Origin of the sequence: Streptomyces katrae, from assembly GCF_000966975.1 — a bacterium.
In the GTDB taxonomy this organism is placed as follows: Bacteria; Actinomycetota; Actinomycetes; order Streptomycetales; family Streptomycetaceae; genus Streptomyces; species Streptomyces katrae.
Window position 1 is genome coordinate 1 of record NZ_JZWV01000454.1, and the last position, 14,763, is coordinate 14,763.

A 14,763-nucleotide genomic window follows, 5' to 3' on the forward strand; every position below is an offset into this window, starting at 1 on the left:
GGCACGAAAGGGCCGGCCGCGGCGTTCCCCACGGGGCGCCCGCGGCCGGCCCTCCGGCTCCCCCCACCCCCTCAGGCGCGGGCGGTGAGGCCGTGCATCAGCAGCGCGGTGAAGGCGGCCACCCAGCCCTCGTCCACCGGCTCGGAGCTGACCAGCGCGCGGTGCACCACCGTGCCCGCGATCACGTCGAAGATCAGGTCCGTGGTGTGCCCGGCCAGGGACTGGTCCTCCTCGTACGGGAGCTCCCCGCGGGCCTGCGCCCGTTCGCGCCCCAGTACGACGAGACGTTTCTGCCGGTCCACGATCGCCGACCGGATCCGGTCCCGCAGCGCCTCGTCCCGGGTGGACTCGGCGACCACCGCCATCAGGGCCGTACGGGCCTCCGGGCGCCGCAGCAGCGCCGCGAACTGCAGGACCACGTACTCGATGTCGGCTTCCAGCGATCCCCGGTCGGGCAGTTCGAGCGCGTCGAAGAGCTCCGCCACCGCGTCCACGACCAGCTCGTTCTTCCCCGCCCAGCGCCGGTACAGGGTGGTCTTCGCGACCCCGGCGCGGGCCGAGACGTCCCCCATCGTCAGCTTCGACCAGCCCAGCTCCACCAGCGCGTCCCGCGTCGCCGCCAGGATCGCCGCGTCCGCAGCCGCGCTGCGGGGGCGGCCGGTGCGGCCGGGCTGGGGGGTGCTGCGGGAGCAGGGGTTGCGCATGGCCGAGACCATACCCGCCAGTAGCGGAACCGTCGGGGGCCCTGGAGCTGTGGTTCAGATCACGGGGCGGACGGCGCCCGGGGGAGTTACGCTACGGCTCGTAGCGTAAGAGCGACAACCACGCGAAGAGCTACCGGCGCCAGGTGGGGACCCGGCGTCACAGCGGTACGGCAGGAACAGCAGCACCACGCGGAAACGCCGGACACGGCGTTTCACGCGGGATCTTCCGGGATCCTTTTCGTCGGCGCGCGCATACGGGGGAGGATGTACGCATGCAGCCCAGAAACATGTCCATGAGCGGCGTCGTCGACCTCGCCGCGGTGAAGGCGGCCGGCGAAGCCAAGGCGAAGGCCGAGCAGGCCCGGGCGGAGGCGGCCCGTCAGGGCGGCGGCGCGCCCGGTGGCGCCGTACCCCCGTCCGCGCTCGTCATCGACGTCGACGAGGCCGGGTTCGAAAGCGCCGTCCTCCAGCTGTCCAACGAGGTCCCGGTCGTCCTCGACTTCTGGGCCGAGTGGTGCGAGCCGTGCAAGCAGCTCGGCCCGCTCCTGGAGCGGCTGGCCGTCGAGGCGAACGGCCGCTTCGTCCTGGCGAAGATCGACGTGGACGCCAACCAGATGCTGATGCAGCAGTTCGGCATCCAGGGCATCCCGGCCGTGTTCGCCGTGGTCGCCGGCCAGGTGCTGCCGCTGTTCCAGGGCGTGGCCCCCGAGCAGCAGATCCGCGAGACCCTGGCCCAGCTGGTCCAGGTCGCCGAGGAGCGCTTCGGCATCCTCGGCCTCCAGGTCGACCCCGACGCCTCGGGCGCCCCGGCGGCCCCGGCCCCCGTGCCGGCCGGCCCGTACGACGCGCTGCTGGAGGCGGCGGTCGTCGCGCTGGACGCGGGCGACCTGGGCGGCGCCGTGCAGGCGTACAAGAACGTGCTCGCGGACGACCCGGCCAACAGCGAGGCCAAGCTGGGCCTGGCCCAGGCCGAGCTGCTCTCCCGGGTGCAGCACATGGACCCGCAGGCCGTGCGCACGGCCGCGGCCGAGAACCCGCGCGACCCGGCCGCCCAGATGGCCGCGGCCGACCTGGACCTGGCCGGCGGTCACGTGGCGGACGCCTTCTCCCGCCTGGTGGACACCGTGCGGGTGACGGCGGGTGACGAGCGGGACTCCGTACGGGTAAGGCTGCTGGAGCTGTTCGAGGTGATCGGCGCCGACGACCCGCGGGTGACGGCGGCCCGCACGGCGCTGGCGCGCGTGCTCTTCTAGAGCCCCGCCCGGCTCCGGCTGGAGCGGTATGGCGTCGGGTGACCGGCGATTTGTTGACACGGAGATAAACAGCGGCCGCGCTTTGCCAAAACTTGGCAATCGCGGCCGCTGTTACTCGGAGTAAATCGAACCCCGTGAACTGTCCGGTTGGTTCCTTCTTCACCCCTTCTGTCGTGGCCCAGGGTGACACCCTGTGTGGCCGCTGTGTGTCGTACGGCGGCCCTCCGGTTACCCAGCCGTTACCCGCGAGTAACGACCCCCCTTGTGCCCCGGCCTGGAATGGACCACGATCGGCGACGCTCGGTCCTTCCCGTAGAGCCGCTCACCCGGCGGCCGCGGCGGAGGGTCCCCACCGGGCGGGCCGGTGGCACGCACACCGGCCGTGGACAGGGGGGTCTCTGCCACACCGGCAGGGCCTGTCCTCCAGGTTGCGCGAACGCGTGGCCCAGTGGTTGTCGCTCGGGGGTGATCGCCGGTGTATCGGACGCGGCTGCGCCGCGGCTCGGCCGCCTGCGCTCCTTCCCGAGGACGTAGCACTTCTCCCATCCCAGGCCGGGCTCTGTTCCGGACCGGAGATGTACGTCCGAGAAGGAGGAACGAAATGAGTTCTCAGGTTCGTGGCGGGACCAGATGGAAGCGCTTCGCGCTCGTCATGGTGCCGTCCATCGCGGCCACGGCCGCGGTCGGTGTGGGTCTGGCGCAGGGTGCCCTCGCGGCCTCGTTCAGCGTTTCCGGCCAGGACTTCAAGGTGTCGGCCGACCAGCTCGTCGGTGACAACCTGATCCAGTACGGCAGCGTTGCCGAGGGTGCGACCCTCGGCAGCAAGGACATCAGCAAGCACCCGGTGACGATCTCCGGCTTCAGCCGTGCCGAGATCACCAACATGTGCCAGTCGCTGGTCACGCCGGTGCCGGGCCTCGGCGCCATCACGCTCCAGCTGCACACCGGCAACAAGGGCAAGCCGGCCGTCGCCGAGAACATCTACCTCGACGTCGCCGAGCTGGACGCGGACGCCAAGTTCGACCAGCTCGACATCGGTGTCGCGGTGGGCGACGGCAGCCACGTCACCAAGCCGGTCCCCGGCACGGTGGCGGACGGCGGCCTGTTCTCGCAGCGCGCCAAGAAGGCGACGCTGACGAACGTGCGCCAGAAGGCGTGGGCGACGACGGCGGGTACCTTCACGCTGCCCGACCTCAAGCTGCGCCTGCTCAGCGGCAACCAGCCGTGCTACCAGGACGAGAAGTAAGCCTCGTCCCGGACGTGTGACTGACCGGACGGGCGGGCGGCGGCAGCCGCCGGTGCCCGCCCGTCCGGGCTCCACAGAGTTCTCCGTACCACCGTTTCCAGGGAGCTGTTGTCCATGAACCCCCAGGCCCCGGTTCACGCCGCAGACGATCACTGGCTCACCGTCGTGTACTACCGCTTCCGTGCCTGGCGGGGAGAGCGCCCCTTCTGGGCCGGCCTGTTCACGCTCCTCGGCGGCGTCCCGATCGTCTACTTCCCGTTCGCGGACATCCGGCTGGGCAACGTCACCCTCGCGATGGCGACGACGACCGGCTCCGGGTCGCTGATCATCGGCATCCTGCTGATCACGCTGGGCCTGGCCCTGTGGTTCCAGAAGGGCATCCGCGTCTTCGCGGGCGTCGCCGCGATCCTGCTCGCCCTCGTGTCGATCCCGCTGTCCAACCTGGGCGGCTTCTTCATCGGCTTCCTCACCTCCATGGTCGGCGGCTGCCTCGCGCTGGCCTGGGCGCCGGGCGTCCCGGTGGAGGAGGAGCCCGAGCAGGCCGAAGCGGCCGAAGGGGCGCCGGTGGACCCGTTCCACGGCATCCCGGGTCCCCGCGGGACGGAAACGCCGTACCTGACCGAGAAGACTGCCCACGCCGATGGCGGGAGGAACAGTGCGGGGTGACGAGACGCAGCGGGGCGTGGCCCCCGGCGCAGAGTCCCGTGAGAGAAAGGGCCGCCACGCGGCGCCCAGGAAGTCGTTGCTGAACAAGCTCCAGATACCCGTCGGCAAGACGATGGCGCTGGCGGCGATGCCGACGGCCGTGCTCGTCGGGATGGGCATGGCGCCCAAGATGGCGCTGGCGGACGACAAGGACATCCCCTTCGCGCCCGGTCCCTGCGTGACGCGCTCCGACGAGCCCTCCGCTTCGGCCTCGCCGTCCCCGTCCGGTTCCCCGTCGGCGACGCCCTCGCCCGGTGCGTCGCCGGGTGCGAGCCCCTCGCCGGGTGCCAGCCAGGCCCCGAAGCCGGGTGTGAGCCCGGCGGCGACCCCGTCGGCGAAGCAGCCCGAGGCCCCGAAGGAGCGGAAGCAGGAGACCCCGGCGGCCACGCCGTCCGCGAGCGCCTCCCCGTCCCCCTCGGCCACGAAGACGACGAACCCGCTCGATCCGCTGGGTGTCGGCGACGCCCTCAAGGGCCTCGTGGACGGTCTCGGCAAGCCCCTCCAGGGCGCGCAGAAGCCGGCCGCCCCGGCGCCCGCCCCCAGCACGTCCGGCACTCCGAAGGCCCCGGCCGCCGACCCGACGGCCGACGCCATCCGTGACGCCGCGAAGAAGGCCGGCGCCACGGTCGAGGAGCTGCCGCAGGACGTCAAGGACACCGTCAAGACCCCCAAGGACGAGTCGGGCAAGACGGCGGCCGACGAGGACGGGACGGACGGCGCCTCGCCCTCCCCCTCCGCCACCGTGGACCCGGACGGCAAGCAGCCCTTCCCCTGCCCCACCTTCGACGCCAAGGCCCTGGCCGACGCGAAGCTGGAGCAGGGCATCCCGCTCCTGCCCGACGAGCCCTGGTACCTGGACAGCTCCCTGCTGACCCTCTACGGCCTCGACTACGAGGGCATCGTGGAGGTGAAGACGGCGAGCGGGAAGACCAAGAAGGTCCTGAAGTTCACGGCGGACTCGCTGGACATCAAGGACCTGTACCAGACCGTCGGGAAGACGGGGAACGTCGCCCACCTGAAGTCGCGCCCGGGCTCCACGTCCAAGATCCGCGACGGCAAGGTCACGATGTACACGGAGAGCCTCAAGGGCAACCTCTTCGGGCTCATCCCGATCGAGTTCACCCCGAACAGCCCGCCGCCCCTGAACGTCCCCTTCGCGTTCTTCACGCACGTCAAGGTCGTCCAGGCCGGCCAGTTCGGCGGCAACCTCACCGTCCCCGGCCTGCACAACTACATCGGCCCGCCGGAGGGCTAGCCTCCCGGCAAGCGGAAAACACCGAGGGCGGCACCCCGGGTCCCTGTTACGGGACCGGGGTGCCGCCCTCGGTCTCTGTGCGGCAGAGTCGGGCGGCCCGGGGGCCTCAGTCGCGGCCGGTGCCACCGAGGTGGTGGACGCGGACCATGTTGGTGGTGCCGGGGACGCCGGGGGGCGAGCCGGCCGTGATGATCATCGTGTCGCCGGTGTTGAAGCGCTGGAGCTTCAGCACCTCGGCGTCGACCAGCTCGACCATGGCGTCCGTGCTGTCGGCGTGCGGGACGATGGCCGACTCCACGCCCCAGCTCAGGGTGAGCTGGTTGCGGGTGTTCACGTCCGTGGTGAACGCCAGGATCGGCTGCTGGGCGCGGTAGCGGGACAGGCGGCGGGCGGTGTCGCCGGACTGGGTGAAGGCGACCAGGGCCTTGCCGTCGAGGAAGTCGGCGATCTCGCAGGCCGCGCGGGCGACGGAGCCGCCCTGGGTACGCGGCTTCTTGCCCGGGACCAGCGGCTGGAGGCCCTTGGAGAGGAGCTCCTCCTCGGCCGCCGCGACGATCTTCGACATCGTCTTGACGGTCTCGATCGGGTAGGCGCCCACCGAGGACTCGGCGGAGAGCATGACCGCGTCGGCGCCGTCGAGGATGGCGTTGGCGACGTCGGAGGCCTCGGCGCGGGTCGGGCGGGAGTTGGTGATCATCGACTCCATCATCTGGGTGGCGACGATGACCGGCTTGGCGTTGCGGCGGCACATCTCGATGAGCCGCTTCTGGACCATCGGGACCTTTTCGAGCGGGTACTCGACGGCCAGGTCGCCGCGGGCCACCATGACCGCGTCGAAGGCCGCGACCACGGCCTCCATGTTCTCGACGGCCTGCGGCTTCTCCACCTTGGCGATGACGGGGACCCGGCGGCCTTCCTCGTCCATGACGCGGTGGACGTCCTTGACGTCGTTGGCGTCGCGGACGAAGGACAGGGCGACCATGTCGCAGCCCATGCGGAGGGCGAAGCGCAGGTCGTCGACGTCCTTCTCCGACAGGGCGGGGACGTTCACGGCGGCACCCGGCAGGTTGATGCCCTTGTGGTCCGAGATGACACCGCCCTCGATGACGATGGTCTTGACCCGCGGGCCCTCGACCTCGGTCACCCGCAGCTCGACGTTGCCGTCGTTGATCAGGACCTGGTCACCCTTGGCGACGTCGCCCGGGAGGCCCTTGTAGGTGGTGCCGCAGATGGACTTGTCGCCCGGGACGTCCTCGGTGGTGATGGTGAACTCGTCACCGCGCACCAGCTCGACGGGGCCCTCGGCGAAGGTCTCCAGACGGATCTTCGGACCCTGGAGGTCGGCGAGTACGCCGACCGCGCGCCCGGTCTCCTCGCAAGCCCTCCGGACGCGGTCGTACCGCTCCTGGTGTTCTGCCTGGGAACCGTGGCTGAAGTTGAATCGGGCCACGTTCATACCTGCCTCGATGAGTGCTTTCAGCTGCTCAAGCGAGTCGACGGCGGGGCCCAGCGTGCAGACGATTTTGGAACGGCGCATGAAGCGGATCCTATCCGTTTGTTTCGTAGCGGAATATTCCGTCTGGTGGAAAGTCCAAGTGACTACTGGGTAACCAGCGCGTACGCCTGGGTGGCGATCTCCAGCTCCTCATCCGTCGGGACCACGGCCACCGCCACGCGCGCGTAGTCGGTCGAGATCAGCCGCGGCTCCGGGGAGCGCACCGCGTTCGCCTCCAGGTCCAGCGCGAGCCCCAGCTCCTCCAGCCCGGACACCGCCGCCTCGCGGACCACCGCGGCGTTCCCGCCGACGCCCGCCGTGAACACCACCGCGTCCACTCGGCCCAGCACCGCCGTGTAGGCGCCGATGTACTTCTTCAGCCGGTGGACGTACGCCGCCAGCGCCAGGCGCGCCGACTCGTCGCCCGCCTCCGCCCGCCGCGTCACCTCGCGCATGTCGTTGTCGCCGCACAGACCCAGCAGACCGCTCTTCTTGTTGAGCAGCGAGTCGATCTCGTCGACCGACAGCCCGCCCACCCGCGCCAGGTGGAAGATCACCGCCGGGTCCAGGTCACCGGAGCGGGTCCCCATGACCAGCCCCTCCAGCGGGGTCAGCCCCATCGAGGTCTCCACGCACACCCCGCCGCGCACGGCCGAGGCGGAGGCCCCGTTGCCCAGGTGCAGCACGATCACGTTCACGTCCTCCACCGCCTTGCCCAGCAGCGCGGCCGTCGCCCGCGAGACGTAGGCGTGGGAGGTGCCGTGGAAGCCGTACCGCCGGATGGAGTACTTCTCGGCGGTCGCCGCGTCGATGGCGTACCGGGCCACGTGCTCCGGCATCGTCGAGTGGAAGGCCGTGTCGAAGACGGCCACCTGCGGGAGGTCCGCCCGCAGCTCGCGCGCCACCTCTATGCCGGTCACGTTCGCCGGGTTGTGCAGCGGGGCCAGCGGGATCAGGCTGCGGATCTCCGCCAGCACCTCGTCGTCGATCACCGTCGGCGCGGTGAACCGGGTCCCGCCGTGCACCACCCGGTGGCCGACGGCGGCCAGTTCGGGGGAGTCCAGGCCCAGGCCGTCCGCGGCCAGCTCCTCGGCGACCGCCCGCAGCGCCTGCGCGTGGTCCGCGATCGCGCCGGTCCGCTCGCGCCTGCCGCCCGCGGCGCCCGGCCCGGCGAGCGGCTCGTGCACCAGGCGCGAGCCCTCTTCCCCGATCCGCTCCACCAGGCCCACGGCCAGGCGGGAGGAGTCGGCCATGTCGAGGAGCTGGTACTTGACCGACGAGGAGCCGGAGTTGAGGACGAGTACGCGCGTTGCGGTCACGGCGGGTGTCTTTCCTTCGGGTGGACGGGGAGGCGGGGGAGGGGCGGTGAGGGAGGGTCAGGCGGAGGCGGACGGCGAGCCCTGGGACTGCGCCTGGATCGCGGTGATCGCCACCGTGGTGACGATGTCCTGGACGAGCGCCCCGCGCGAGAGGTCGTTGACGGGCTTGCGCAGACCCTGGAGCACCGGGCCGACCGCGACGGCGCCCGCGGAACGCTGCACGGCCTTGTACGTGTTGTTGCCGGTGTTCAGGTCCGGGAAGATCAGCACGCTGGCCCGGCCGGCCACGTCGGACCCCGGCAGCTTGGTCGCCGCCACCGAGGGCTCCACGGCCGCGTCGTACTGGATCGGACCCTCGACGAGCAGGTCCGGACGCCGCTCGCGGACGGTCTCGGTGGCCTTGCGGACCTTCTCCACGTCCGCGCCGGAGCCGGAGGTGCCGGTGGAGTACGACAGCATCGCGATCCGGGGTTCGACGCCGAAGGCCGCGGCCGTGGCGGCCGACTGCACGGCGATGTCGGCCAGCTGCTCGGCGTCCGGGTCCGGGTTGACCGCGCAGTCCCCGTACACGAGGACCTGGTCGGCCAGGCACATGAAGAAGACGGAGGAGACGATCGAGGCCTCAGGCTTGGTCTTGATGATCTCGAAGGCCGGGCGGATGGTCGCGGCGGTGGAGTGCACCGAGCCGGAGACCATGCCGTCCGCCAGGCCCTCCTGGACCATCAGCGTGCCGAAGTAGTTGACGTCGGTGACCACGTCGTGGGCCAGCTCGACGGTCATGCCCTTGTGGGCGCGGGCCTGCGCGTAGTACTCGGCGAAACGTTCCCGCATCGGGGAGGTGGCCGGGTCGATGAGCTGGGCGGCCGAGATGTCGACGCCCAGGTCGGCGGCCTTCTTCAGGATCGCCTGCTCCTCGCCCAGCAGGGTCAGGTCGCAGACCCCGCGGCGCAGCACCACGTCCGCGGCGCGCAGCACCCGCTCCTCGGTGCCCTCGGGCAGGACCACGCGGCGCCGCTCGGAGCGGGCCCGTTCCAGCAGCTCGTGCTCGAACATCATCGGGGTGACGCGCTCCGAGCGGGCCACCGACAGCAGCCCGCGCAGCTCGGCGGTGTCCACGTGCCGCTCGAAGAGGCCGAGGGCGGTCTCCAGCTTGCGCGGGGTCGCGGAGTTCAAACGGCTCTGCAGCGCGAACAGTTCGCCGGCCGTCGGGAAGCTGTTGCCGGCCACCGAGACCACCGGGGTGCCGGGCGCCAGCTTCGAGGCCAGGGCGAGGACGTCCTGTCCCGGGCGCTCGCCCAGGGTCAGCAGCACGCCCGCGATCGGCGGGGTGCCCGACGTGTGCGCGGCCAGGGCTCCGACGACCAGGTCGGCGCGGTCCCCGGGGGTGACCACCAGGCAGCCGGGGGTCAGGGCGGCCAGGAAGTTCGGCAGCATCGCACCGCCGAAGACGAAGTCCACGGCGTCGCGCGCCAGCCCGGCGTCGTCGCCGAGGAGCACCTCGCCGCCGAGGGCCCGGGTGATCTGGGCGACGGTCGGCGCCGACAGGGACTTGTCCTCCGGCAGGACGTAGCAGGGCACGGGCAGGCGGGCGGCGAGCCGCTCGGCTATGGAGTCCCGGTCCGCCGCGGCCACCCGGTTGACCACCATCGCCACCACGTGGCAGCCCAGGCTCTCGTAGGCCCGGTGGGCGCTGCGGGCCTCGGCGCCCACGGCGTCGGCGGGCTGCTTGTTGCCGCCCACGACGGGGATGACGACCGCGCCCAGCTCGTTGGCGAGGCGGGCGTTCAGCGCCAGCTCGTCGGGGAGGTTGGTGTCGGCGTAGTCGGTGCCGAGGACCAGCATCACCTCGTAGTCGCGGGCCACCCGGTGGTAGCGGTCCACGAGGCGGGAGACCAGCTCGTCGATGCCCTTCTCGGCCAGGACCGCCGAGGCCTCCCCGTACTCCATGCCGTACGCGGCCGACGCGTCCTGGTCGAGCCGGTAGCGGGCCCTGAGCAGGTCGAAGAGGCGGTCCGGTGCGTCGTGCAGCAGCGGACGGTAGACGCCGACCCGGCCCGTCTGCCGGGTCAGCAGCTCCATGATCCCCAGTTCGACGACCTGGCGGCCGTCCCCCCGCTCGATCCCGGTCACATACACGCTGCGCGTCACGCGTGCTCTCCGTCCATGCTGTGGCTGTCGGTCTTGGTCTGGCGGTCTTGATCTGGCGTTTTGGTCTGGCTCGACCTCTTGACAATACCCCGGTCAGTGGATAAAGCGCCCGCCGGAAGAAAGGCCCGGGAGGCCGGGACGAAAGGCCTGGCCGGCGCAGTGGTGCGGAGGGCGGGGCACCCCGCCGCCATGGAACAATCGGACAGGTGGGATCAATACGCCCATCAGGTGCGGCCCATCAGGTGCGGCCGGTACCAGGACCAGGAGACGGAGACACAGGACGATGCGTATCGGAGTTCTCACCGCAGGCGGCGACTGTCCCGGCCTGAACGCCGTCATCCGGTCGGTCGTACACCGCGCGCTGGTCGGCCACGGCGACGAGGTCATCGGTTTCGAGGACGGGTTCAAGGGACTCCTCGACGGCCACTACCGCCCCCTCGACATCAACGCGGTCAGCGGCATCCTGGCCCGCGGCGGCACCATCCTCGGCTCGGCGCGCATGGAGCGCGCCCGGCTGCACGAAGCCGCCGAGAACGCGGCGGAACTGGCGCGGCGCTACCAGCTCGACGCCCTGATCCCGATCGGCGGCGAAGGCACCCTGACGGCCTCGCGGATGCTCTCGGACGCCGGGATGCCGGTCGTCGGCGTCCCGAAGACCATCGACAACGACATCTCCGCCACCGACCGGACCTTCGGCTTCGACACCGCCGTCACCGTCGCCACGGAGGCCATCGACCGTCTCAAGACCACCGCGGAATCGCACCAGCGCGTGATGGTCGTCGAGGTCATGGGCCGCCACGCCGGCTGGATCGCCCTGGAGTCCGGCATGGCCGGCGGCGCCCACGGCATCTGCCTGCCGGAGCGCCCCTTCGAGGTGGACGCCCTGGTGAAGATGGTGGAGGAACGATTCGCGCGCGGTAAGAAGTTCGCCGTCATCTGCGTCGCCGAGGGCGCGCACCCGGCCGAGGGCTCCATGCCTTACGAGAAGGGCGCCATCGACGCGTACGGCCACGAGCGCTTCGCCGGCATCGGCAACCGGCTGGCCGGCGAACTGGAACACCGCCTCGGCAAGGAGGCCCGCCCGGTCATCCTCGGCCACGTCCAGCGCGGCGGAGTGCCCACCGCCTACGACCGCGTCCTGGCCACCCGCTTCGGCTGGCACGCCGTCGAGGCCGTGCACCGCGGGGAGTTCGGCAACATGACCGCCCTGCGCGGCACCGACGTGGTCATGGCCCCGCTGGCCGAGGCCGTCACCGAGCTGAAGCGGGTGCCCGAGAACCGCATGTACGAGGCCGAGTCCGTCTTCTGACCCGGCCCTCGTGCCCGGCCCTCGTACCCGGTCCGCCGGGACTTCCGGCCCCCTTTCCGTGCCGAAGGGCCCCGGAACCTCCTCCCGCGAGAGGGGCGTCCGGGGCCGTCGCGTACGGGCGCGGGTGTGCCGGGTGCGTCCCGTCACGCACCCCCGGCCAGCGACCAGAACCGCTCCGAGATCGCCTCCAGGTACTCCCGCCCGGCGTCGCCGGTCCAGGTCGAGCTCTCGCCGCCGCCCCAGCTGACTGTGGCCACCATCCGCTGCTGGTACTCGTTGTGGAGCAGCCCCAGGACCCGCTCCAGGTGGGCCTTGGGCACCGGCAGCAGCTTGGCCAGCGGCTTCACGTACGCCTGCCAGCGGGTGGTCGCCGCGCTGCGCAGCAGCCCGTCCAGCTCCTCCTGCCTGCCGGTCACCCCCACGAACTGGGCCAGGCTCAGCTTGAGGACCGAGGCCAGGGCGGCGGACTGGCGCTCGTTGCCCTTCCAGCGCCCGCTCTCCTCCATCTTCAGGTACGCGCTCGGCTCCACCCCGACCCGGCGGGCCAGGTCCTCGGGGTCCATGCCCCGGGCCAGCCGGTGCTCCCGCAGGGTGACCGGCGCGGCGAGCAGCTCCCCGGGGGAGCACCAGAGCACGCCGGCGAGGGCGGTGAGCTCGGCGGAACTGGGCGACTGCTCGCCCCGCTCCCAGGCCATCACGGTCTCGGGTGCGACGAGCAGGCCGTACTGGGCCCGCAGGCCGTAGGCGACATGACCGGGCGCCATGCCCAGGGCCGCGCGCAGGCGGCGCGCGGCGGGGGCATTGAAAGGTGGGCTGGAGTGCACACGGCACACGGTAGAAGTGGCCAAGGCGTGGCGACTACAGACCATTCAAACAAGCCAATAACTCGTAGGAAAGTCCTATGCAGTTCATGACTTTATGCGGTTTTCCCGGCGACTGTCCGGTAATCGGATGACAGGAAGATCCAAATACAGCCTACGGATCAGGCCACTCCATTTCAGGGAGCTTCCCGGACCGCCGAGTGATCCCCGCCACACACCGTGAACCGCACCCCCACGCCGTGAACCGCACCCCCACGCCGTACGTGATCCATATCGGGGCCCTCGCATACGGGGGTAGCGAGGGCCCCACGAGCTCAGGGCCTGAGCCAGACCGTCGCCATCGGCGGGAGCGTCATCCGCAGGCTCTTCGGGCGGCCCTGGGCCGGGACCGGCTCGGGGCGCAGCGGGCGGTCGTGGTGGACGCCGCTCCCGCCGTACACCTCCCGGTCCGTGTTCAGGACCTCCCGCCACAGCGGGACCTCCTCCGGCACCCCGATCCGGTAGCCGTGCCGCACCACCGGGGAGAAGTTCGACACGCACAGCAGCGGAGAACCGTCGTTCGCGTACCGCAGGAACGCGAACACGTTGTCGTCGGCGGCGTCCGCCTCCACCCAGGCGAAGCCCTCCGGCACCGCGTCCCGCTCCCACAGCGCCGGCGCCGCCGTGTACGCCCGGTTCAGGTCGCGCACCAGCTCCCGCACCCCCCGGTGGTCACCGGCCGCCGGGTAGGAGGAGTCCAGCACCCACCAGTCCGGCCCGTAGGTCTCCGACCACTCCGAGCCCTGCGCGAACTCCTGCCCCATGAACAGCAGCTGCTTGCCCGGATGGGCCCACATGAACCCCAGGTACGCCCGGTGCGTGGCCCGCTGCTGCCACCAGTCGCCCGGCATCTTCGACACCAGCGACCGCTTGCCGTGCACCACCTCGTCGTGCGAGATCGGCAGCACGTAGTTCTCGCTGAACGCGTACACCATCCCGAAGGTCATGTCGTGGTGGTGGTACTTGCGGTGCACCGGCTCCTTCGACACGTACCGCAGCGTGTCGTGCATCCAGCCCATGTTCCACTTCAGCCCGAAGCCCAGCCCGCCCGAGTCCGTCGGCCGGGTGACCCCGTTCCAGGCCGTGGACTCCTCCGCGATCGTCACCACGCCCGGGCAGCGCCGGTAGACCGTCGCGTTCATCTCCTGGAGCAGCGCCACCGCGTCCAGGTTCTCCCGGCCGCCGTGCTCGTTCGGCGACCAGTCGCCCTCGGCGCGCGAGTAGTCCAGGTACAGCATCGAGGCCACCGCGTCCACGCGCAGCCCGTCCACGTGGAACTCCTGGCACCAGTACACGGCGTTGGCCACCAGGAAGTTGCGGACCTCCTTGCGCCCGTAGTCGAACTCCAGCGTCCCCCAGTCCGGGTGCGCGGCCCGGCGCGGGTCCTGGTGCTCGTACAGCGGCCGCCCGTCGAACTCGGCCAGGGCCCAGTCGTCGCGCGGGAAGTGCGCGGGCACCCAGTCGACGATCACCCCGATCCCCGCCCGGTGCAGCGAGTCCACCAGGAACCGGAAGTCGTCCGGGCTGCCCAGCCGCGAGGTCGGCGCGTAGAAGCCGGTCACCTGGTAGCCCCAGGAGCCGCCGAAGGGGTGCTCGGCGACCGGCATGAACTCCACGTGCGTGAAGCCCAGCTCCTTGACGTACGAGGGCAGCTGCTCGGCCAGGCTGCGGTAGCTCAGCCCCGGCCGCCAGGAGGCCAGGTGCAGCTCGTACACCGACATCGGGGCCTGGTGCGCCGGCCGGATCCCGCGCGCGGCCATCCACCGCGCGTCCCCCCACTCGTACCGGGACGCCGTGACCACCGAGGCGTTCGCCGGCGGGACCTCCGCGTACCGGGCCATCGGATCGGCCCGCAGGGTGTGGCCGCCGTCCGGGCGGGTGATGTCGTACTTGTACAGGGTCCCCTCGCCCACCCCGGGCAGGAACAGCTCCCACACCCCGGTCGAGCCCAGCGAGCGCATCGGGTACGCCACCGAGTCCCAGTACGAGAAGTCCCCGGTGACCCGTACGCCCTGCGCGTTGGGCGCCCACACCGTGAACCGGGTGCCCGCCACCCCCTGGTGCTCCATGACCTGCGCCCCGAGCGCCGTCCACAGCTCCTCGTGCCGGCCCTCGCCGATCAGGTGCAGGTCCAGCTCGCCGAGGGCGGGCAGGAACCGGTACGGGTCGTGGACCTCGATCTCGTCCTTCTCGTACGTCACCAGCAGCCGGTAGTCCGGCACCCCGGTCAGCGGCAGCAGCCCGGAGAACAGCCCGTCGCCCTCGTCGAGGAGCTCGGCCCGCAGCCCCTTCGCCACGATCGTGACCGACTTCGCGTACGGGCGCAGCACCCGGAAGGCCACCCCGCCCCGCTGGGCACGGGCGCCCAGCAGTGCGTGCGGGTCGTGGTGGCGGCCCTCCAGCAGCCGGGCCCGTTCCGCCGCGTCCAGGGCGGGGGCCGGCCGGACCCCGTGGGGCGGGGTGGTACGG

At 71.4% G+C, this 14,763-nt stretch carries 11 protein-coding genes; 5 read left to right on the forward strand and 6 right to left on the reverse strand.

The window, feature by feature from the left end; genetic code table 11:
• Positions 1-71: 71 nt before the first annotated feature.
• On the reverse strand, positions 72-704 hold the full coding sequence (locus tag VR44_RS17095) for a TetR/AcrR family transcriptional regulator (RefSeq protein WP_045948382.1): 633 nt from the start codon (positions 702-704) through the stop codon (positions 72-74).
• Positions 705-976: 272 nt separating this feature from the next.
• Between VR44_RS17095 and VR44_RS17100 the strand changes: the two genes are divergently transcribed.
• The 4 genes from VR44_RS17100 (at position 977) to VR44_RS17115 (ending at position 5,163) form a co-directional block, all read left to right on the forward strand.
• Complete coding sequence (locus VR44_RS17100; protein WP_094191710.1) at positions 977-1,957, forward strand: tetratricopeptide repeat protein; 981 nt, start codon at positions 977-979, stop codon at positions 1,955-1,957.
• A gap of 601 nt (positions 1,958-2,558) precedes the next feature.
• On the forward strand, positions 2,559-3,203 hold the full coding sequence (locus VR44_RS17105; RefSeq protein ID WP_042810711.1) for a DUF6230 family protein: 645 nt from the start codon (positions 2,559-2,561) through the stop codon (positions 3,201-3,203).
• A 114-nt stretch (positions 3,204-3,317) separates the two neighbouring features.
• Positions 3,318-3,869: a DUF6114 domain-containing protein gene (locus VR44_RS17110; protein ID WP_045948374.1), complete on the forward strand. Its 552-nt coding sequence runs from the start codon at positions 3,318-3,320 to the stop codon at positions 3,867-3,869.
• On the forward strand, positions 3,859-5,163 hold the full coding sequence (locus VR44_RS17115; protein WP_045948375.1) for a hypothetical protein: 1,305 nt from the start codon (positions 3,859-3,861) through the stop codon (positions 5,161-5,163). Before VR44_RS17110 ends, VR44_RS17115 begins: the two co-directional genes overlap by 11 nt.
• A 106-nt stretch (positions 5,164-5,269) precedes the next feature.
• Here VR44_RS17115 and pyk read toward each other — a convergent pair whose 3' ends face one another.
• From pyk to pta, 3 genes are all read right to left on the reverse strand, one after another.
• Positions 5,270-6,700, reverse strand: a complete 1,431-nt coding sequence (gene pyk / locus VR44_RS17120) for a pyruvate kinase (RefSeq protein ID WP_045948376.1) — start codon at positions 6,698-6,700, stop codon at positions 5,270-5,272.
• A 62-nt stretch (positions 6,701-6,762) separates the two neighbouring features.
• Positions 6,763-7,977 carry an acetate kinase gene (locus tag VR44_RS17125; RefSeq protein ID WP_045948377.1) on the reverse strand — a complete coding sequence of 405 codons (1,215 nt, stop codon included), beginning with the start codon at positions 7,975-7,977 and terminating at the stop codon, positions 6,763-6,765.
• A 57-nt stretch (positions 7,978-8,034) separates the two neighbouring features.
• Entirely contained in the window at positions 8,035-10,125 is a 2,091-nt protein-coding gene (gene pta, locus VR44_RS17130) for a phosphate acetyltransferase (protein ID WP_045948378.1), read from the reverse strand.
• Positions 10,126-10,408: 283 nt separating this feature from the next.
• Between pta and VR44_RS17135 the strand changes: the two genes are divergently transcribed.
• On the forward strand, positions 10,409-11,434 hold the full coding sequence (locus VR44_RS17135; protein ID WP_045948379.1) for an ATP-dependent 6-phosphofructokinase: 1,026 nt from the start codon (positions 10,409-10,411) through the stop codon (positions 11,432-11,434).
• A gap of 143 nt (positions 11,435-11,577) precedes the next feature.
• On the opposite strand, the gene VR44_RS17140 is transcribed toward VR44_RS17135, so the two are convergent.
• Both VR44_RS17140 and glgB read right to left on the reverse strand, forming a co-directional pair.
• Complete coding sequence (locus VR44_RS17140; protein ID WP_094191711.1) at positions 11,578-12,303, reverse strand: helix-turn-helix domain-containing protein; 726 nt, start codon at positions 12,301-12,303, stop codon at positions 11,578-11,580.
• A 266-nt stretch (positions 12,304-12,569) separates the two neighbouring features.
• Positions 12,570-14,763: 1,4-alpha-glucan branching enzyme (gene glgB, locus VR44_RS17145; protein WP_045948381.1), on the reverse strand; the 2,194-nt coding region annotated here is incomplete at its 5' end.

What these genes read in the sequence shown, in the direction of transcription:
- VR44_RS17100 (WP_094191710.1), top strand. Translation starts at nt 977, where the DNA reads ATGCAGCCCAGAAACATGTCCATGAGCGGCGTCGTCGACCTCGCCGCG.
- VR44_RS17135 (WP_045948379.1), top strand. Translation starts at nt 10,409, where the DNA reads ATGCGTATCGGAGTTCTCACCGCAGGCGGCGACTGTCCCGGCCTGAAC.
- pyk (WP_045948376.1), bottom strand. Translation starts at nt 6,700, where the DNA reads ATGCGCCGTTCCAAAATCGTCTGCACGCTGGGCCCCGCCGTCGACTCG.
- VR44_RS17110 (WP_045948374.1), top strand. Translation starts at nt 3,318, where the DNA reads ATGAACCCCCAGGCCCCGGTTCACGCCGCAGACGATCACTGGCTCACC.
- VR44_RS17140 (WP_094191711.1), bottom strand. Translation starts at nt 12,303, where the DNA reads ATGGTCTGTAGTCGCCACGCCTTGGCCACTTCTACCGTGTGCCGTGTG.
- VR44_RS17095 (WP_045948382.1), bottom strand. Translation starts at nt 704, where the DNA reads ATGCGCAACCCCTGCTCCCGCAGCACCCCCCAGCCCGGCCGCACCGGC.
- VR44_RS17105 (WP_042810711.1), top strand. Translation starts at nt 2,559, where the DNA reads ATGAGTTCTCAGGTTCGTGGCGGGACCAGATGGAAGCGCTTCGCGCTC.